Source organism: Ruegeria sp. AH7, assembly GCF_056541325.1.
Genome location: NZ_JBQFYF010000004.1, coordinates 108,829 through 126,055, shown reverse-complemented (window position 1 = coordinate 126,055; position 17,227 = coordinate 108,829). Strand labels below are relative to the sequence as shown.

Below are 17,227 nucleotides of genomic sequence, written 5' to 3'. Positions count from 1 at the left end.
AGCTCTCTCCCTTGTTCTTTGATTGTTAGGACCGCGGATCCCAGAGGCGACCGTCATATTCGGCCTCATAGGCTTTGCCGTCCGGGTAGCTGACCAGTTCAAGCTGCATGCCCCAGGGGGCGAGGAAATAGACCCAGGTTTCCCCAGCGCTTGGGCCTTCGGTCATGGTTGTCGGGTTGCCCAGGACCTTAATGCCCTTGTCCTGCAAATAGCTGACGGCACCGTCCATATCGGTGGTATAGAACGCGATGTGATGCCCGCCGATATCCGAGTTACGCGGCAGCTTCGTATCCTGATCCGGCGCGGTGTATTCGAAGATTTCAAAATTGGCGCCGTTGCCACAGCGGACCAGTCGCATCGTCGGGATCTCGGCCTTGGCGTCCACGTTTAGATGGTCCGCCATCCAGGTGCTGTCACCGCCCGAGAACGGGCCCAACGGGTAAAACACATTGCAGCCGATAACGTCCTGAAAGAAGGTGACAGCCTCATCGACACTCGGGACTGTAAATCCCACATGGTCTGTACCCGTCATTCCCGGCAGGGAGTTGCCAGCGAATGCGCCAGTTCCTAATGCTGCGACGGCGGTCGTAAATGCGAGTGCTCTCATGGTTCAATCCTCCTTGTTCGACTGCGCGCCAATCACCAGACGACGGCGCACGGGGAATATTTGAAGCCCGGTTTTTTCAGAGATCAGCCCCCAGATGCCGCGCGGTGCGAAGAGCATGACGGCGATCCCGATCAGCCCAAGCACCATGAGGTACCAGGAGCCGTAGTCGGCCAGCAGGCTTTGCAAGATGAAGAAGATCAGCACGCCCAGGATTGGGCCTTCGATGGTACCGATGCCCCCGATCACCACAATGAAGATCACATAAGCCGTCCAGTCGGTGACCGAGAATGCGGCATCGGGTGAAATCCGAAGCTTTTGAACGTAAATCAGAGCGCCGGTCAGCCCGGTCCCGGCGGCTGAGACGAGGTAGACCAACCACTTCATCCGCACCGCATCGACGCCGATGGATTTCGCTGCTTCGACATTGTCCCGTACCGCAGCCAGTGCCAGCCCGCGCTTTGTTCTGAGCAGCCAGTAAATGCCCGCAATCGTTGCGGTCACCAGCGCCAAGGCCAGCCAGTAAGTCAGGATATCGCGCGCTGCTGCGCCGCGAACGTCAAAGGTGGTCTGGATCCATTCGGTCGCCCACATCTCACGCGTTGCGGTGCGCGGCAGAGAGGTTCCGGTGCCGCCTCCCAGCACTTTCCATTGGGCCACCAACAGGCGCATGACCTCGGCGATGACCCATGTTCCGATGGCGAAGTAAGCTCCTTGCAGCCGGAAGGCGAAGAAAGCCGTGGGTATGGCGACAATCAGGGCTGCAACGCCGCCCAGCAGGATCGCCGGAACCGGGTCCATACCCCAAAGGATGACACCGCCGAACATGGCGTAGGCGCCCATGCCCACGAAGGCTTGCTGGCCGACGGACACAAGGCCACCATACCCCGCCAGCAAGTTCCAGAATTGCGCCAGCACCAGCATGGTGAAGATGAAGAACAGGTCTTGAATCAACCCTCGGCTGGCAAATGTCGGCAGCAGGATGAACAGGATGATCAGGGCGATACAGACGGCTCCGGCACAGTAGGACGCGCGGGTCTGAGTTTGGACGCGGTAAATCGAAGTATCAGCCATCAGTCCACCGCCCTTGGAAACAGGCCTCTTGGTTTGATCAGAAGCACGATGAGAAACGCCAGGTGACCAGCCAGGATTTGCCATTCGGGGTTAATTGCTGCGCCGATAGTCTGCGCGACGCCGATGATGACGCCTCCGATCAGAGTGCCCCACAGACTGCCTAGGCCACCAATGATCACGGCCTCAAAAGCGTAGATCAGGCGCGCGGGGCCGATATTGGGGTCAAAGTTCGCCCTCATTCCCAGATAAAGCGCCGCCAAAGTCACCACGAGCATCGCAATGGCTGTCGCAGTGGCGAAGATGCGTTCTGGCCGAATACCCATCAGACCCGCTGTCACCGCATCATCCGAGGTTGCGCGGAACGCTCGACCCAGCTCTGTGCGGTAGAAAAGCTGGTTCAGACCGATGATGACAAGGATCGCCGAGGCAAAGGTCAGCAGCGGCAGAACACCGAGGTTCAGCCCGCCCATTTGAACGGACGCCGTTGCAATCTCACCTGCAGGCAAACGTTGGCTATCGGCTGAGAACCCTTCGAGCAGAGCGTTTTGCAAGACGACCGACAGACCGAATGTCACAAGCAAAGGCGGCAGTATATCTGGACCGAGTACGCGGTTCAGCACATGTCTCTGCAAAGCCCAACCCACGCCGAACATGATCGGTGCGGCAATGATTGCAGCCAGAAACGGTGAAAGCCCAAGCAGCGAGACCAGCAGAAGGATCAGATAGGCGGCAAAGACGATGAGATCGCCATGGGCCAGATTGACCAAACGCATGATCCCGAACACAAGGCTAAGTCCTGCGGCGAACAGCGCGTAGAGCCCGCCCAAAAGAACGCCCTGAATGATGGTGTCGATCCAGATCATGCGGCGGCTCCTCCGAAATAGGCGTCGTGAATGGCCTCGCGGCTGAGCGTGTCTGCGGTGCCTTCCAGCGTGACGCGGCCTTCCATCATGCAGTAGACGCGGTCTGCGACTTTCATCGCTTGACCAATGTCCTGCTCCACCACGATCAGGCTGGCTCCTGCCTCCTGAATGCGGGGGACGGCATCGTAGATGTCTTTGATGACCACTGGCGCGAGACCAAGGCTGATCTCGTCACAGAGCAGAACACGGGGGTTGCTCATCAGCGCACGACCGATTGCAACCATCTGCTGTTGTCCGCCAGACAGGGCCGTGCCCGGGTGGTTGCGGCGCTCTTTCAGGATCGGGAACAGGTCGTAGATTGTTTGCAATGACCAATGGCCAGATACCTTGCGGCCATAGGTTCCGATCAGCAAGTTTTCCTCGACGCTTAGGGAAGGAAACAGCCGACGCCCCTCGGGCACCATGGCCACTCCGCGCGCCATAATTTCGTCGGCGGCCAAGCTTCCTATGGGTTGCCCATCAAAGCGCACTTGGTCGGACCTGTTGGTCAGAACGCCCGAGATTGATCGCATGAGGGTCGATTTCCCGGCCCCGTTTGCCCCGATGATGGCAACGGTTTCACCTTGGTCCAGATGGATATCCACGCCGAACAGGGCTTGGAAATCGCCGTAGTGGGCGGTCAGCGCGTGGGTCTCTAGCAGGCTCATCAGACTTCGATCCCCAGGTAGATTTCTTTGACTTCCCGGCTGTTCATGATCTCATCCGGATCACCGAGGCCGATGACCTTGCCGAAATCCAGAACCAGCAGCCGTTCGACGACCGAGGTGAGCGCATGCAGGACATGTTCGATCCAGATGATCGTCACGCCGCTGCTGTGCAGCCCCTTGATCGTGTTGATCAGCGCGGTGCATTCCGCGTCGGTCAGCCCCCCTGCAATCTCGTCCAGCAGCAATAGCTTTGGATTGGTTGCCATCGCGCGGGCCAACTCCAGTCGTTTGCGTTGCAACAGCCGCAATCCACCGGCCGTGTTATTGGCCACATCCAACAATTCCGTTTGCTCAAGAATGCGGGCGCAGTCCTGTTCGACCTCATGTTCCGATTTGCTCTGCCCATGCGTCGCGGCCACTAGCAGGTTTTCGAATACGGTCAGATGATCAAACGGCTGAGGGATCTGGAACGAGCGCCCAATACCCGACAAGCAGCGCTGCATGGGCGGCACGCGCGTCACATCAGCCCCGTCGAAATGGATCGACCCCGCGTCAGAGGTCAGATTGCCTGTTATCAGATTGAACAGCGTCGACTTGCCCGCCCCATTCGGACCAATGATCCCAAGGGCCTGCCCTTGCGCGACATCAAAACTGACATCGTCAGTGACGGTGAGCGCGCCGAAGCTTTTCGAGACGTTTTTGAGCGAAAGAATGGTCATACCGGTGTTCCTGCCCCGGACCGGGTCCGGGACGCTGGTTTCATTGCGATCAGGAGATTTCTTCCATCACACCTGCGGTCGGGATTTCGGGTGCTGAAGAGTTGTCGACGATCACGAGGTCATAGCTGCCATTGTCGAGCAGCCTCCACTGCCCTCCGACCAAGGGTGTTTTCGCAACGTTCTGCGCGGCGAAGGGTGGCAGGCCTGCTCCATCAAAGGCGATCCGGCCAACGATCGAGTCCAGCTGCGTCGCTGCGATAGCCTCGGCTACGGCATCGCCATCACCTGCGTCATCAACACGTCCCATGACGTTGGCGGCCATTTCAAACAGCGCGTGCACAAAGCCGATGGGCTGGGTCCATTGGCGGCTGGTGGCGGCCATGTAACCCTGAGCCAGTTCCGCTGAGCTCGCACCGGTGAGCGACGATGAGAACGGATGCGTCGGTGACCACCACACTTCGGAACTCAGGTTGTTGCCTGCGTTGCCCAAAGCTTCGACGGCCTGCGGGAATAGGATGGCTTTGCCGATGCTCGCCGCCTTAGGGGTGAAGCCTTGCTGCTTGGCTTGGCTCCAGAAGGTGGTGAAGTCAGGCGGGATCGGAACGCCGGTTACAATTTCGACATTTGCCTGGCGGAACGCATTGATCTGGGCCGAGAAATCGTCGGTCAGGTTCTGGTACCGTCCGGGATCTGTCAGGCTATATCCCAACTTGGATAGAACCGGCGGGAAACCTACATTCGGATCGCCCCAGGCATTGCCATCACCGTCATTCGGGAACAGAGCACCGACCTGCTTGTTGGTCTCCAACTGGCCCCACATCGCCGTGAAGACCGAGATCACATCCTCAAGGCCCCAGAAGAAGTGATAGGCGTAGTAGAACGGTTCCCAACTTGCTGGATCGCCGGGGTTGCCCTGCTGGCCGATGAACCACGGCTGCCATGGCGCAACAGTGGAAATACACGGTATTTCCTCCGCCTCACAGGTGGAGGCAACGGGGTTGGTCGTTTCTGGCGTCGAAGCGACCAGCATCAGGTCGATCTCATCGTCCACAATCAGCTCGCCCGCCACGTCTGCTGCACGGTTCGGGTTAGACTGGCTGTCTTTGACGATGACTTCAAAATTCGCACCGGCGTCGGACGCGGCGAAATTGTCGAGAATAAACTTGTCGGCCTCAGAGAACGCGGCCAGAGGACCTGATTGCGGGCTGACATAGCCCAGCTTGATCTTGGCGCCCTGAGCGATAGCGGGCGCAGCGAGCGTGCCGGCGGCTAGGCCGAGGCCGGTTGCAGCGCTGGATTGCAGCAATTTGCGTCGTGTGATCATGTGTCCCTCCCTTGACACGGTGAAGTCAAACGCTTGGGGCGTTGCCCGCCCACGCGTTTTGAAGAAGCGCCCGCAGCCCATCAGCAGTGATCGGTTGCGGGTTCCAATACGGGTTTCTAAGTGCGATTTCGGTGGCACGATCCAGATCGGTCTCCGAGAGGCCAAAGTCTCTAAGAGCCATTGGGGCGCCCATGTTTTTGGCAAAATCCCAAAGGGCTTGCCCGGGTCCAGAACCGCCGAGAACATCTGACACCGGGGCCAGCAGCTCCGGTACACCCGCCGCGTTGTAGGCAATGGCATGGGGCAGAACGACTGCGTGGGTTTCCGCGTGCGGCAGATTGAAGGATCCACCCAGCGTATGGCAGAGCTTGTGGTGCAGGGCCATTCCGACCAGACCAAGTACCGTGCCGCAGGCCCAAGCACCGCGCTGTGTTTCTTCTCTGGCTTTCAGATCGTCGGGGTTTGCCACAACGGTCGGCAGGCCTTCTGCAAACGCCTTCAGGCCGTCGATCGCCAATTCCGTGGTCTGATCCGTGCGATCCTTGGCATAAAGCGCCTCAGTTGCATGAGCCATTGCGTTCAAGGCGCTTGTTACGGTCATTGCAGGCGGCAATGACGCCACAAGTTCGGGATCGTACAGAATGACCTGCGGCAGAATCTTCGGGTCTGTCAGGGTAGTTTTGATGCCATCCTCAGTCTGGCCCAGGATCGGAGTAGCCTCGCTGCCGGCATATGTTGTCGGGATGGCGATTTGTGGCAAACCGGTCCGAAGGGCAATCGCCTTGCCTAAGCCAATCGTCGAACCTCCACCGATAGAAACAATGCTATCGGCATGGACTGACAAAGCGTGTTCAACCGCTTCTTCGGTCACGCCGACCGGAGTGTGCATTGTTGCCCGAGTGAACACGCCTGCAGCACGATCCCCAACGGTTGTCGCAAGCTCCATTGCCATATCGACTTGCTGAGGCGTCGATAGGATCAGCGCCTTATTCGATCCCAGCTCCGCCAACTCCGCGCAGATGTCGTTGCGCAAACCTGCGCCGAACCGGACTTTCTGACCATTGATGCTGGTGGTTCTAAGAGCCATTGGGCGCGTTCCTGACAAGCGATGGATTGCGGGTCTGCGGGGAACGCTAGCAGGCAAAAACAGCACTCTTGATCGAATTTTCGACCATCAATATAACTTTGAGTTATGAAGCTTGATCCTAGACATCTCGAGATCCTCGCGGCCATTGTTGAGGCCGGAGGATTGACCGAAGGCGCTGCTTTACTTGGGAAATCTCAACCCAGTGTCTCCAGAAGCGTCTCTCTCTTGGAGGACAGGGTGGGTGAGCCCCTATTCCTGCCGACCCGAAGACCTTTGCAGCCTACTGAGCTTGGTCTTGCGCTTGCTCAGGAAGGTCAAAGAATCCTAAGCGCAGGTCGCCATGCAAGTCGTGTTGTGGACGAGCACCGTCAAGGCATTGCTGGTGCTGTGCGGGTTGCGGGTACGCCGATCTTCATGGACGGTGTCATCTCAAACGTGATTGCGGAGTTTCAGGCCGAGTACCCCAATATTCGGATCGACCAATCCTATGGGTACCCCACTGAACTTTTGTCCCAGTTGTCCGCTGAAACTCTGGACTTGGCCATTCTTCCTATGCGCCCGGCAGACGTGTCTGATGAGTACGAATTTCGTCAAATCCTGCCTGGCCGAAACGTCATTGCGTGCCGCATTGGTCACCCATTGGCGCGCAAAAAAGAGGTTAAGCTGGAAGATATCACCGAGTTTTCCTGGATCGCGCCACCTGCAAACAGCCCGCTGTTTCGTGACTTGCGAAACACGCTGGACGGTATCGGTATGCGAGATCTCAAAATCAGTTTCACAGGCGGGTCTTTGAGTGCGGTTGTGAACGTTCTAACGGGTTCAGATTCCCTTACCGTTTTGCCTTTTTCTGTGGTCTTTATGATGCAACGGCAAAAAACTCTGACAGCACTGCCGATAAAAATCGGTGATCCCGACCGGCACTTGGGTTGCGTTACACTAAGCGCCCGAAGCATGCCGGCTTCGTCAAACCGCGTGCTTGAGTTTATAAAGCAGAAGTTCGAAATGCTTGATCGGTTGATTTGTAGCGCGGGATGACTTCTCTGACCGGTCTAGCCTGTAAAAACACAAGAGATTGAATTGCTTTGTGAAGCCCGTACGAGGTTTGGGGCGGACGTTGTTCAATGCGTGCTGCCTCAGGGGACCCTTCGGTTTGTTGGTCATCTGTATGTTTCAACTGTTCTGGGTCAGAATTGCTTGACGTTTGGGTCAGAAATGAATGACGTAGTTGACCGATTTATCGAGGTTTTGATCGTCGATTGAGTCAACGATGTGTAACGTTCCACAGGGTTTTTATGTGGCGACAAATAGTTTTGCCGTTTGCGACAGAACTTTTCCTTTGCGCCGCATAGCTTGGCCTTCTGCCAAACGGTTACGTTGTGCACTTTTCCCCCTAAAAGCTGGATTTGAGTGAAGCCCTTCAGGGTGCCCGCCTCCAAAACCTGCTCCCGAAGAGGGTAGGGGGATAGCAAGTGCAACACAATTCGACAGGGTGGTGCGGCCCACAGGCGTTCGCCGAGGACACGGCCCTGTCTAGTTGTATTTCGGGTGGGGGACGACTTCCCCTAGTTCCGCTGCCTTTTCCGAGTGGCGCGAAGTATATGCGGCACATAGGAACGCACTATTGGCGTAATTGGAACTGGTCTGAGTTTGTCTTACAGAACTATTTGCCAAGCACGTCTATCGCCGCCTAGACGATATTTCCTGAAGATGTTCGTATGCCGCGCGGAAACGGATTTTTGCCGAGTTGAAAGCCTCTGTCATATTACTGTCCGGAAGCACCCGCTCACCAATTCTGGGAGGTTTGAGGATGTCCTCTGGCGACGCTCCGGATCCAGCGATCATTGCAAGTCGAGCTGCCCCAAGTGCGGCACCGAACTCACCATCCTGCGGTAACTCTATGGGGACACCCAGAACGGTTGCGATCAGTTTTACCCAGTACCGCGATTGCGTTCCACCGCCGATGCCGATCAGACGGTCTATGCGGGCTCCAGTCTGCGCCAGTGCATCATACGAGTCGCTCAATCCATAGGCGACGCCTTCGAGCACCGCACAGGTAAGGTCGCTCTGGTCGGTATCCTTTCCCAGCCCGGTAAAGCTGCCGCGAATGCTGGCGTCGTTATGGGGTGTGCGTTCTCCGGACAGGTAGGGGTAGAACTGCACGCGACCGGGCGTACACAAAGTGTCGCCCAGATTGCGCGTCAGGTCGGATGGAGTCTTGCCAGTGATCTGACCCAGCCAGTTTAGGCTGTCTGTTGCCGACAACATGACTCCCATCTGGTACCAGCGATCAGGAACTGCGTGGCAGAACGTGTGCAGTGCGGAATCAGGGGCAGGGTAGTAACCATCCCGCGCAGCCAAAAGAACGCCTGAGGTTCCGAGAGACAGAAAGCCATCAGCCTCATTCAAAGCCCCTAGGCCACAGGCAGCTGCCGCATTATCTCCCGCACCACCCGCAACAACGACGCTGCCACTGACGCCCCAGTTTGCCGCTAAATCGGGCCGTAAGGTGCCTGCTGGCTGGCATCCTTCGACAAGCCGCGGCATCTGTGTTTCGCTCATCTGCCCGGCGGTCAACAAGGTGTCGGACCACGCGCGGCCCGACACGTCCAGCCAGGATGTTCCGGCACTGTCCGACATATCGGCGACATAGTCGCCGGTCAGGTAGTAGTTCAAATAAGCCGCAGGAAGCAGGACCTTGGCCACGCGGGCGAAACTTTCAGGCTCATGAGCCTTGACCCAGAGCAGTTTGGGCGCCGTGAAACCGGGAAACACGATGTTGCCTGAAATCTCACGAACGCCGGGCATGGCATCCAGATGCTGTGCCTCAATATCCGAGCGCGTATCATTCCACAGAATGCAAGGCCGGATCACGTCGCCTGCAGAATCCAGCAGAGTTGCGCCATGCATATGTCCTGCGACGCTGACAGCGCGGAGGTCGGTAAACTCGGAGTGACTACCGCGCAATTCGCCAACCGCCATCTCAAGCGCCGTGATCCAATCCGCCGGGTTCTGTTCGCTCCAACCGGGGTGTTTGTGTTCAGATGAGTAAGACTGCTCAGCAGATCCGATCACGCTGCCATCTTCTGCCAGAAGCAGGGCGCGAAGCCCGGATGTTCCCAGATCAATGCCAAGGTAGCTCATGCCACGTTGCCCCCCATTGGTGCCTGTAAATCGTTTACTTTTTTTGCCCGCTACCTGAATAGGGCGGGCGCAAGTGATTCATAGGATGATATGATCAGATCAGCTCCTTGCTGACGAAGAAACTCGCCATGCTGGTCTTCAATACCACGTAGATGCGCCCCACCCACAAATCCGGCACAATACATGTTAGCCGTCTTGGCAGCGCGCACGCCATAAGGTGAGTCTTCGATCACAAGGCAGTTTCTGGGGGGAACACCGACCTGAGCAGCGGCGTATAGAAACAAGTCTGGTGCTGGTTTGCCGTGCTCAACCTGCTCGGCGCTGAAGACGTTATCAAACAACGCGGTCATCTGCATCGCCGTCAGGGCAACACTGATCCGTTCGAACGTCCCGCTGGAGGCGATGCAATACGGAAGGTTCAACGTCGTCAACACCCCCAAAAAATCTTTGACTTCAGCAATAGGTGAGAGTTCCCGCTTGAAACGTCGGAACAACTTGGCCTGCCATGTATGCGCAAAGCCTTTGGCAGAGGTTGTGCTGTGCTCAGCAACAAAAGCTTCAATTGTCGAGAGAGATTTGCCCAGAAATAGGCTTCGGACCTCTTGTGCCTGCAGGTCGATACCATACTCTGTCAGAGTTTCTTTTAATGTGGACAGCGAGATGATCTCGCTATCGGCAATAACTCCATCAAAATCAAAAATAATCAGATCGAACGCCTCAATCGATATAGGAGGCTGCGCATCCGGCTTGGAACCCTTGGCGTTGTCGCCTGCCATCGCGCGCACCGTTACAATGCGCGCCCGTCGGCACTAAATTGATGCAGTCGATTTTCGGGGACTCGAACACCTACGGTTTGACCAACAGGTGTATCGTCGTCACCGCCGACGCGCGCTACGATCTCGCTATTGTCAGGGAGTGTGAGGTATAGCAAGCTCTCGCCTCCCAGCTGTTCCTTGACCCTGACCATGGCGTCGGTATTGCCCGCGTCTTGTTGCACCAGCTCAAGATGTTCGGGGCGGCAGCCGACGAAAGCCGCCTCCGGCTTGATGGTCAATCCGCTCACTGTGTTACTGGGCGCAAACACATTCATGGCCGGGGAACCGATAAACTCGGCAACAAAGCGTGACCGGGGTGAATGATACAATTCCATCGGAGTTCCAACCTGCTCGACGCGTCCGCCATTCAAAACAACGATTTTGTCGGCCATTGTCATGGCTTCAACCTGGTCATGGGTCACATAGATCATCGTTGCGGCGAGTTGTTTGTGCAGGCCTTCCAGCTCGACCCGCATCTGCACCCGCAGTTTTGCGTCCAGATTGGACAGCGGCTCGTCAAACAGGAAGACCTTTGGATTTTTGACGATGGCCCGACCAATGGCCACACGCTGGCGCTGACCACCCGACAGCTGTGAGGGCTTGCGATCAAGATAATCTTCCAGCTGTAGGATACGGGCTGCTTCGGCGATCCGTTCCTGCCGCAGGGCAGGCGCAAATCCGTTGACTTTCATGCCGAAATCCATGTTTTCGCGCACGCTCATGTGCGGGTAGAGGGCATAGGACTGGAACACCATCGCTAGCTCACGGTCGGCAGGTTCAGCATGCGTCACGTCCAGCCCGTCAATCTCGATACGCCCCGAGTCGGCACCCTCCAATCCAGCCAGTGTTCGCAAAAGGGTTGATTTGCCACAACCCGATGGCCCTACGAATACAACAAACTCTCCGTCCCTGATGTCCAGACTAACATCGAACAGCGCCTGTGTTTCACCGTAAAATTTGTCGAGCCCTTCAATTCTGATGCCAGCCAAGGCAACCCCTCCCCAACGGCGAACGCTGCGGTCCGCAAATTATCTTTTGTTTATCAGTAGAAACAAATGTATTGACTTTCAAGTCGGAAAAATACTTTTGTATGAACTAGTATGCAAAAGAATTTTGAACTGGGAGGAGACCTGAGAATGAAAACTCTTAGAAACTTGCTGGGTACCGCAGCCGTCGCCAGCATCATCGTGACCGGTGCGGCAGTTGCAGATGATAACTGGAGCCTAAAAAAGGCTGCCGAACCCTATGCAGGCACAACCATTGACGTCGTATTCCTGCTGCGCCCGGGCTATGAGGCGATCGAAGCCATGCTGCCCGAGTTTGAAGCGGAAACGGGAATTAAGGTAAACGTCATAAAGCATCCCTATGAGAACGCTCTGGGTGAACAGGTGCGGGATTTTGTGGCTGGCGGTGATCTGGATATCGCACTGATTGACCTTGTTTGGATAGGCAACTTTGCAGAGAACGATTGGATCATTCCGCTGGCGGATGTGCAGGCAAAGTTCCCTGACGCAGTTGATCCAGATCTGGACATCGATGACTTTTTTCCGCTGGTGCTGAACGCCTTTGGTGGATGGAATGACACGCTGTATGGCCTGCCGTTCGACAACTATTCCGGCCTGATGTTCTATAATCGCTGCATGCTGGAAGAAGCCGGGTTCGACGGCCCACCGGAAACTTGGCAAGAGCTGAAGGACACATATGGCCCGGCGCTGACAAAAGACGGAAAATACGCCTTTGCGCTGCAGTCCAAGCGGAATGAAACCCAGTCTGCCGACAGCTTTGCACGGATGCTGTGGCCCTTTGGCGGTTCGTTCCTAGACGATGAATTCAAGTCCAATCTGATGAGTGACGAAAGCCAGGCAGGACTGAAGTTCCGTCAGGAACTGATGGAATACATGCCTGACGGTATCGTGGCTTATGACCATGCCGAAACCGTGAATGGGTTCAGTCAAGGCGACATCGCAATGATCACCGAATGGTCGGCCTTCTATTCGTCGGTCGTCTCGCCCGAGACATCGAAAGTGGCGGATTGCGTTGAAATCGCACCCGAGCCCACAGGCCCTGCGGGCCGCAAGCCAGCACTTGGCGGATTCTCTCTGGCAGTAGCTTCGCAAGCAGACGAAGCCGAACAAGCGGCAGCCTATTTGTTCATCCAGTGGGCAACCTCGAAAGCCAACGCACGGGAATACCTTGAGCGCGGTGGTGTTCCGGCCCGACAGTCTGTTTATCAGGAAGACGGTCTGGAAGACTTCAAGTTTGTGCCCGCGCTGGTCGAGAGCTGGCAAGACGGCGTGCCGGAATTCCGCCCCCGTTTCGCGGAATGGCCCGAGATCACCGAGATCGTTCAGGAATGGGGCACAAAAATGATGCTGGGTGAGGTCTCGACCGAGGAAGGTGCGCAAGAAATCGGCACCCGGATGGAGGCTGTACTGGACGCAGCCGGATACTATTCTGGCGACAAGCCGCTGGCTCAGTAAAACATAGATTCAGGGGCGCATATTTGGCGCCCCTGTACCCGGTTCGAGAGGGTCAGCTGGAGGACGGATATGCGCGGCCAAGTACCCCGCAGAACAATATTTGCATTCATCGGTCCAGCGGTCATTGGTCTTGCCGCGGTGGGCATCGCGCCATTGCTTTACGCGGCTTGGACTTCAGCGCATTTCTACAACCTTACAAAGCTGAAACGGGTCGAGTTCATAGGTTTCGAAAATTATTGGACCGTACTGACGGATGAAGTGTTCTGGCAGGCGATGGGCCGCACGTTTTTCCTGCTGGGTACGGCCCTGCCGCTGCAAATCGCACTCGGTCTGGGCATTGCGTTGGTGTTGCATCAACCTGGTCTGACACTGGTAAAAACATTGGCGCGCCTAAGCCTCGTTCTGCCGATGGCCACGACCTACGCGGTTGTGGGTCTGCTGGGTCAGGTGATGTTCAACCAGAAATTTGGCGTAGTGAACCAGCTTTTGGGCGGGGCCGACATAAACTGGATCGGTGATCCCCAGAACGCTTTTGCCATGATAGTCTTCTGGGACGTCTGGCAATGGACACCGTTTGTAGCGCTGGTTCTTCTAGCAGGTCTGACCATGGTGCCGGGCGAAGTGGAAGAGGCCGCTCGCCTGGAAACCAAGTCCAAATGGATTGTTCTGCGCCATGTGCAACTGCCCTTTCTGGTGCCGGGTCTGGTTGCGGTGTTGATCCTGCGGACAGCGGACACGTTGAAGCTGTTCGACATGGTGTTCACGCTGACACGTGGCGGTCCGGGATCGTCGACCGAGTTCATTTCGCTGATGATCCAACGGGTCGGGTTTCGCGGCTTCGATCAGGGGCTGGCCTCGGCGCAGGCAATCATCCTGCTGATCATCACCATTATACTGGCGCAAATCTATATCCGCGTCTTCTACAAAGAGGTCTGAGCCATGATGACGACCCGCTCATACTGGTCTCAGATTGCCTTGCTGGCTTTGATCATTCTGGTCTGTGTCTTCCCGTTTTACTGGATGGTCACGACTTCCTTAAAAACGCAGGTGGTAGCGCTTGAATCGCCCCCCGTGTGGCTATTCGAACCGACACTGGCCAACTATCGTGAGGCCCTGTTCGAAGACGGGGTACTACGGACACTGATCAATTCGCTGATCATTGCAATCTCTACGACGCTGCTGGCGCTAGTTCTGGGCGTTCCTGCCGCCTTTGCGCTGGCCAGGTTCGAGTTTCGCGGAAAAAAAGACCTTTGGTTCTGGTTCATCACCAATCGGATGGTTTCCCCCATTGTTCTGGCTCTTCCATTCTTTCTGATCGCCCGTAACCTGTCGCTGCTGGATAAACACATCACGCTGATCCTGATATACCTGACCTTCAACTTGCCGATCGTCATCTGGATCGTGACAGATCAATTCAGAGGCATACCCTATGATCTGGACGAGGCCGCACGGCTGGAAGGGGCCTCGCAGTTTACCATCATGCGTAAAATCTGCCTGCCATTGGCCATGCCTGGTGTAGCCGTATCGGCGATCTTTTCTTTCATCTTTTCGTGGAACGAACTGATGTTCGGTCTGATCCTGACCAGGACCGAAGCCAAAACGGCCCCCGCAATGGCCGTGTCTTTCATGGAAGGCTACAACTTGCCGTATGGTAAGATCATGGCCACATCGACGCTGATCGTGATACCGGTTCTGATCTTCGCGCTCATCGCCTCCAAGCAATTGGTGCGTGGCCTGACGATGGGAGCCGTGAAATGAAGTCTTCGACCACTCCCTTTCCCGTTTCGTTGCGGTAGAACGGAACCAAAAGGAAAGGACATCCATGTCACGCTATATCAAACTCGACCAGATCGACCCGGAAGAACAGCTATTGGTGCGGCTGTGCTGGGCCTGTGAGGTCGAGGGCATGACACAGGCCGACGCGGCCGAGCGGTTTGGAACAACGCGGCTGCGTGTCAACAAAGCGCTCAGCGAGGCGCGGCGGCGTGGCATTTTGCGTGTCAGTGTGGATTCCGTTTTTGCGGCAGCGGCGCAATTTGAATGGGAGCTTGAGCGGCAGTTCAAACTGACCCGCGCAGTTGTGGTACCTTCGCCCGAGGACCGTGTGTCAGTCACCCCGCTGGTTGCTGCGGGGCTAGGTGCGCATTTGGGCGAAGTCTTGTGCGACCCGAAACTGACTCATTTTGGCATGTCCTGGGGCAACACTTTGAACCTTGCGACGCGCCACATGCAGCCGCTCGACCGTCCTGATCTTGAGATCGTGTCGATCATGGGCGGTGTCTCGCGCGGATCAGACGTGAACGGGTACGAGATCACCACGCGGCTGGCTGATTTATGCAACGCCGAGCACAGCTTTTTCACCGCGCCGCTTTATGCGGGTAGCCCGGAGAGTCAGGCACTGTTCATGGATCAGGACGTGATCCGGGATATGCTGGAAAAGATCCGCTCTTGCGGTGCAATTGCGCTGGCTACGGGGGATCTGGAGAGTTCGCTGCTGGTGCGTGATGCCTTGCCCAACGGGGTCGATCCGGCCGATCTGGTCGCCAAAGGCGGCGTAGGCGATATCACCGGGCACATCTTGAATGCGGATGGTGAGCTGATTGATCATCCGTTGAACCAGTGCGTCATTGGCCTGTCGCTGGATGAGATGGCCGAAATAGACAATGTCATTCTGGCCGCTGGTGGCCTTCATAAAACGCCGATCATTGCTGCGGCCCTGAAGCGCGGTTTTGTCGACACGCTTGTTACGGATGAGAACACGGCAGCCGCTTTGCTTGAAACCAACGGAACATAAGAGAGGTGCAGGATGGCCAAAGCTCTGGTTTTGGAAAAAGCCCGCAGCCTTGCGCTGCGCGAGATTGAGCTGGCCAAGACATTGGGCCCTGAGGATGTCCGCGTCGCGATAGATACGGTTGGGGTGTGCGGCAGCGATGTTCACTACTACACCCATGGCAAGATTGGGCCCTTTGTCGTGAACGCGCCTATGGTGCTAGGACACGAGGCTGCAGGTGTGATCACCGAGGTTGGGTCAGACGTAACGGACCTGGGTGTCGGTGATCGGGTCTGTATGGAGCCAGGCATACCCAACACCCGGTCCAAGGCCGCAAAGCTTGGTGCCTACAATGTGGACCCATCTGTGCAGTTTTGGGCCACGCCTCCGGTGCATGGCTGCCTGACCTCCTCGGTCGTACATCCTGCGGCGTTCACCTATCGCTTGCCCGACCACATCAGCTTTGCCGAAGGGGCAATGGTCGAACCCTTTGCAATTGGCATGCAGGCAGCAACCAAAGCGCAGATCAAACCGGGTGATGTGGCGCTTGTCACCGGTGCAGGGCCAATTGGCATAATGGTGGCTCTGGCCGCGCTGGCCGGTGGTTGCGCCAAGGTCTATATCTCTGACCTGGTTGAGGAAAAGCTGTCGGTTGCTGCGCAATATGACAATATCGAACCTGTTCTGATCGGACGCGATGACCCCTCAGCCGTTGTGCGCGACGCGACCGAAGGATGGGGCGCGGATGTGGTTTTCGAATGCGCCGGCGCGGCCACCTCAATTCAAACCGCTCTCGATGCCGTAGCCCCTGCGGGCTGTGTAGTCTGGGTAGGCATGCCGGTCGATCCAGTGCCGGTCGACATTGTTCTGGCTCAGTCCAAGGAAATCAGGATGGAGACGGTGTTTCGCTATGCCAATATGTATGACCGGGCCATAGCATTGCTTGGGTCGGGTAAAGTGGATGTGAAACCTCTAATCTCTAAAACATTTGACTTTGAGAACAGCATCGAAGCGTTCGAGCGTGCAGTTGAGGCGCGACCAACAGATGTCAAAATCCAGATTCGGTTGGACCGAACATGACCGACGTTTTGGACAATTTGGCCGAACAGGTCCTGTCTGAACTACGACCGGGCTTGTCCGGTCACGTTTTGAAACAGATCGCGCCTTTATCTGAGGCTCTTGCCAATTCGCGGCAGATCCTTTGCTACGGTGTCGGTCGCGAGGGCCTGATGATGAAAGCGCTGGCGATGCGGCTGTTTCACTTGGGGTGTGACGCCCATGTGGTCGGCGACATGACGGCGCCACCGGTCGGGGCATCGGACATCCTGCTTGTCAGCGCAGGACCAGGGCATTTTTCGACTGTGGCGGCGTTGGTGGGCGTTGCGCGGGAGGCCGGTGCCAAAATTGTCTGCATCACTGCAGAACCCGAGGGTGCCGTGCCACAGGCTGTGGATCTGACCGTTCACCTTCCCGCGCAAACCATGGCCGCAGACCAAGGTCCCGATGCCACGTCTGTGCTGCCGATGGGGTCGCTCTATGAGGTGCTCATGTTCCTGTTCTTCGAGCTTCTTGTGCTGGACCTGCGCGACAGGATGGCCGTCACGCCCGAGGATATGCGCGCCAATCACACGAATTTGGAATAG

General features: G+C 56.7%; 17 protein-coding genes. 7 read left to right on the top strand and 10 right to left on the bottom strand.

The genetic code is table 11. The features are described 5' to 3' along the window. Positions 1-25 precede the first annotated feature (25 nt). From ACR0JX_RS11135 to ACR0JX_RS11105, 7 genes are read right to left on the bottom strand one after another with little or no spacing between them, the layout of a single operon-like run. Positions 26-607 (bottom strand): VOC family protein, encoded by a 582-nt coding sequence (locus ACR0JX_RS11135; protein ID WP_480543871.1) that lies wholly within the window; start codon positions 605-607, stop codon positions 26-28. Positions 608-610: 3 nt separating this feature from the next. Further along, positions 611-1,678, bottom strand: a complete 1,068-nt coding sequence (locus ACR0JX_RS11130; RefSeq protein ID WP_480543870.1) for a branched-chain amino acid ABC transporter permease — start codon at positions 1,676-1,678, stop codon at positions 611-613. Further along, entirely contained in the window at positions 1,678-2,541 is an 864-nt protein-coding gene (locus tag ACR0JX_RS11125; protein ID WP_480543869.1) for a branched-chain amino acid ABC transporter permease, read from the bottom strand. Before ACR0JX_RS11125 ends, ACR0JX_RS11130 begins: the two co-directional genes overlap by 1 nt. Then, positions 2,538-3,248, bottom strand: coding sequence for an ABC transporter ATP-binding protein (locus ACR0JX_RS11120; protein WP_480543868.1), 711 nt, complete (start codon positions 3,246-3,248; stop codon positions 2,538-2,540). The genes ACR0JX_RS11125 and ACR0JX_RS11120 overlap by 4 nt, the downstream gene beginning before the upstream one ends. Next, positions 3,248-3,967 carry an ABC transporter ATP-binding protein gene (locus tag ACR0JX_RS11115; RefSeq protein WP_480543867.1) on the bottom strand — a complete coding sequence of 240 codons (720 nt, stop codon included), beginning with the start codon at positions 3,965-3,967 and terminating at the stop codon, positions 3,248-3,250. The genes ACR0JX_RS11120 and ACR0JX_RS11115 overlap by 1 nt, the downstream gene beginning before the upstream one ends. Before the next feature lie 49 nt (positions 3,968-4,016). Continuing rightward, the gene (locus ACR0JX_RS11110; protein ID WP_480543866.1) at positions 4,017-5,291 is read right to left on the bottom strand and encodes an ABC transporter substrate-binding protein; all 1,275 of its coding nucleotides are present in this window, start codon (positions 5,289-5,291) and stop codon (positions 4,017-4,019) included. 25 nt (positions 5,292-5,316) lie between these two features. Beyond that, a complete protein-coding gene (locus ACR0JX_RS11105; protein ID WP_480543865.1) occupies positions 5,317-6,378 on the bottom strand; it encodes a maleylacetate reductase in 1,062 nt (353 codons plus the stop codon). Positions 6,379-6,483: 105 nt separating this feature from the next. On the opposite strand from ACR0JX_RS11105, the gene ACR0JX_RS11100 reads away from it, so the two are divergent. Then, positions 6,484-7,413, top strand: coding sequence for a LysR family transcriptional regulator (locus ACR0JX_RS11100; RefSeq protein ID WP_480543864.1), 930 nt, complete (start codon positions 6,484-6,486; stop codon positions 7,411-7,413). Positions 7,414-8,055: 642 nt separating this feature from the next. Here the strand turns inward: ACR0JX_RS11100 and xylB are convergent. Genes xylB through ACR0JX_RS11085 form a run of 3 tightly spaced genes read right to left on the bottom strand, consistent with a single transcriptional unit; the run spans position 8,056 to position 11,323 of the window. Next, on the bottom strand, positions 8,056-9,519 hold the full coding sequence (gene xylB / locus ACR0JX_RS11095; protein WP_480543863.1) for a xylulokinase: 1,464 nt from the start codon (positions 9,517-9,519) through the stop codon (positions 8,056-8,058). A gap of 50 nt (positions 9,520-9,569) precedes the next feature. Beyond that, positions 9,570-10,295, bottom strand: a complete 726-nt coding sequence (locus ACR0JX_RS11090) for an HAD family hydrolase (RefSeq protein ID WP_480543862.1) — start codon at positions 10,293-10,295, stop codon at positions 9,570-9,572. A gap of 11 nt (positions 10,296-10,306) precedes the next feature. Beyond that, a complete protein-coding gene (locus ACR0JX_RS11085; RefSeq protein ID WP_480543861.1) occupies positions 10,307-11,323 on the bottom strand; it encodes an ABC transporter ATP-binding protein in 1,017 nt (338 codons plus the stop codon). A gap of 147 nt (positions 11,324-11,470) precedes the next feature. On the opposite strand from ACR0JX_RS11085, the gene ACR0JX_RS11080 reads away from it, so the two are divergent. The 6 genes from ACR0JX_RS11080 (at position 11,471) to ACR0JX_RS11055 (ending at position 17,227) form a co-directional block, all read left to right on the top strand. Continuing rightward, positions 11,471-12,814, top strand: a complete 1,344-nt coding sequence (locus ACR0JX_RS11080; protein ID WP_480543860.1) for an ABC transporter substrate-binding protein — start codon at positions 11,471-11,473, stop codon at positions 12,812-12,814. Positions 12,815-12,883: 69 nt separating this feature from the next. After that, complete coding sequence (locus tag ACR0JX_RS11075) at positions 12,884-13,750, top strand: carbohydrate ABC transporter permease (protein WP_480543859.1); 867 nt, start codon at positions 12,884-12,886, stop codon at positions 13,748-13,750. 3 nt (positions 13,751-13,753) lie between these two features. Beyond that, the gene (locus ACR0JX_RS11070) at positions 13,754-14,572 is read left to right on the top strand and encodes a carbohydrate ABC transporter permease (protein WP_152460809.1); all 819 of its coding nucleotides are present in this window, start codon (positions 13,754-13,756) and stop codon (positions 14,570-14,572) included. A gap of 64 nt (positions 14,573-14,636) precedes the next feature. Beyond that, positions 14,637-15,608, top strand: a complete 972-nt coding sequence (locus ACR0JX_RS11065; RefSeq protein WP_480543858.1) for a sugar-binding transcriptional regulator — start codon at positions 14,637-14,639, stop codon at positions 15,606-15,608. Positions 15,609-15,620: 12 nt separating this feature from the next. Beyond that, on the top strand, positions 15,621-16,664 hold the full coding sequence (locus ACR0JX_RS11060) for an NAD(P)-dependent alcohol dehydrogenase (RefSeq protein ID WP_480543857.1): 1,044 nt from the start codon (positions 15,621-15,623) through the stop codon (positions 16,662-16,664). Then, the gene (locus tag ACR0JX_RS11055) at positions 16,661-17,227 is read left to right on the top strand and encodes an SIS domain-containing protein (protein WP_480543856.1); all 567 of its coding nucleotides are present in this window, start codon (positions 16,661-16,663) and stop codon (positions 17,225-17,227) included. The genes ACR0JX_RS11060 and ACR0JX_RS11055 overlap by 4 nt, the downstream gene beginning before the upstream one ends.

What these genes read in the sequence shown, in the direction of transcription:
- ACR0JX_RS11070 (WP_152460809.1), top strand. Translation starts at nt 13,754, where the DNA reads ATGATGACGACCCGCTCATACTGGTCTCAGATTGCCTTGCTGGCTTTG.
- ACR0JX_RS11080 (WP_480543860.1), top strand. Translation starts at nt 11,471, where the DNA reads ATGAAAACTCTTAGAAACTTGCTGGGTACCGCAGCCGTCGCCAGCATC.
- ACR0JX_RS11125 (WP_480543869.1), bottom strand. Translation starts at nt 2,541, where the DNA reads ATGATCTGGATCGACACCATCATTCAGGGCGTTCTTTTGGGCGGGCTC.
- ACR0JX_RS11060 (WP_480543857.1), top strand. Translation starts at nt 15,621, where the DNA reads ATGGCCAAAGCTCTGGTTTTGGAAAAAGCCCGCAGCCTTGCGCTGCGC.
- ACR0JX_RS11105 (WP_480543865.1), bottom strand. Translation starts at nt 6,378, where the DNA reads ATGGCTCTTAGAACCACCAGCATCAATGGTCAGAAAGTCCGGTTCGGC.
- ACR0JX_RS11100 (WP_480543864.1), top strand. Translation starts at nt 6,484, where the DNA reads ATGAAGCTTGATCCTAGACATCTCGAGATCCTCGCGGCCATTGTTGAG.
- ACR0JX_RS11065 (WP_480543858.1), top strand. Translation starts at nt 14,637, where the DNA reads ATGTCACGCTATATCAAACTCGACCAGATCGACCCGGAAGAACAGCTA.
- ACR0JX_RS11055 (WP_480543856.1), top strand. Translation starts at nt 16,661, where the DNA reads ATGACCGACGTTTTGGACAATTTGGCCGAACAGGTCCTGTCTGAACTA.
- ACR0JX_RS11130 (WP_480543870.1), bottom strand. Translation starts at nt 1,678, where the DNA reads ATGGCTGATACTTCGATTTACCGCGTCCAAACTCAGACCCGCGCGTCC.
- ACR0JX_RS11090 (WP_480543862.1), bottom strand. Translation starts at nt 10,295, where the DNA reads ATGGCAGGCGACAACGCCAAGGGTTCCAAGCCGGATGCGCAGCCTCCT.
- ACR0JX_RS11120 (WP_480543868.1), bottom strand. Translation starts at nt 3,248, where the DNA reads ATGAGCCTGCTAGAGACCCACGCGCTGACCGCCCACTACGGCGATTTC.
- ACR0JX_RS11115 (WP_480543867.1), bottom strand. Translation starts at nt 3,967, where the DNA reads ATGACCATTCTTTCGCTCAAAAACGTCTCGAAAAGCTTCGGCGCGCTC.
- ACR0JX_RS11135 (WP_480543871.1), bottom strand. Translation starts at nt 607, where the DNA reads ATGAGAGCACTCGCATTTACGACCGCCGTCGCAGCATTAGGAACTGGC.
- ACR0JX_RS11075 (WP_480543859.1), top strand. Translation starts at nt 12,884, where the DNA reads ATGCGCGGCCAAGTACCCCGCAGAACAATATTTGCATTCATCGGTCCA.
- ACR0JX_RS11110 (WP_480543866.1), bottom strand. Translation starts at nt 5,291, where the DNA reads ATGATCACACGACGCAAATTGCTGCAATCCAGCGCTGCAACCGGCCTC.
- xylB (WP_480543863.1), bottom strand. Translation starts at nt 9,519, where the DNA reads ATGAGCTACCTTGGCATTGATCTGGGAACATCCGGGCTTCGCGCCCTG.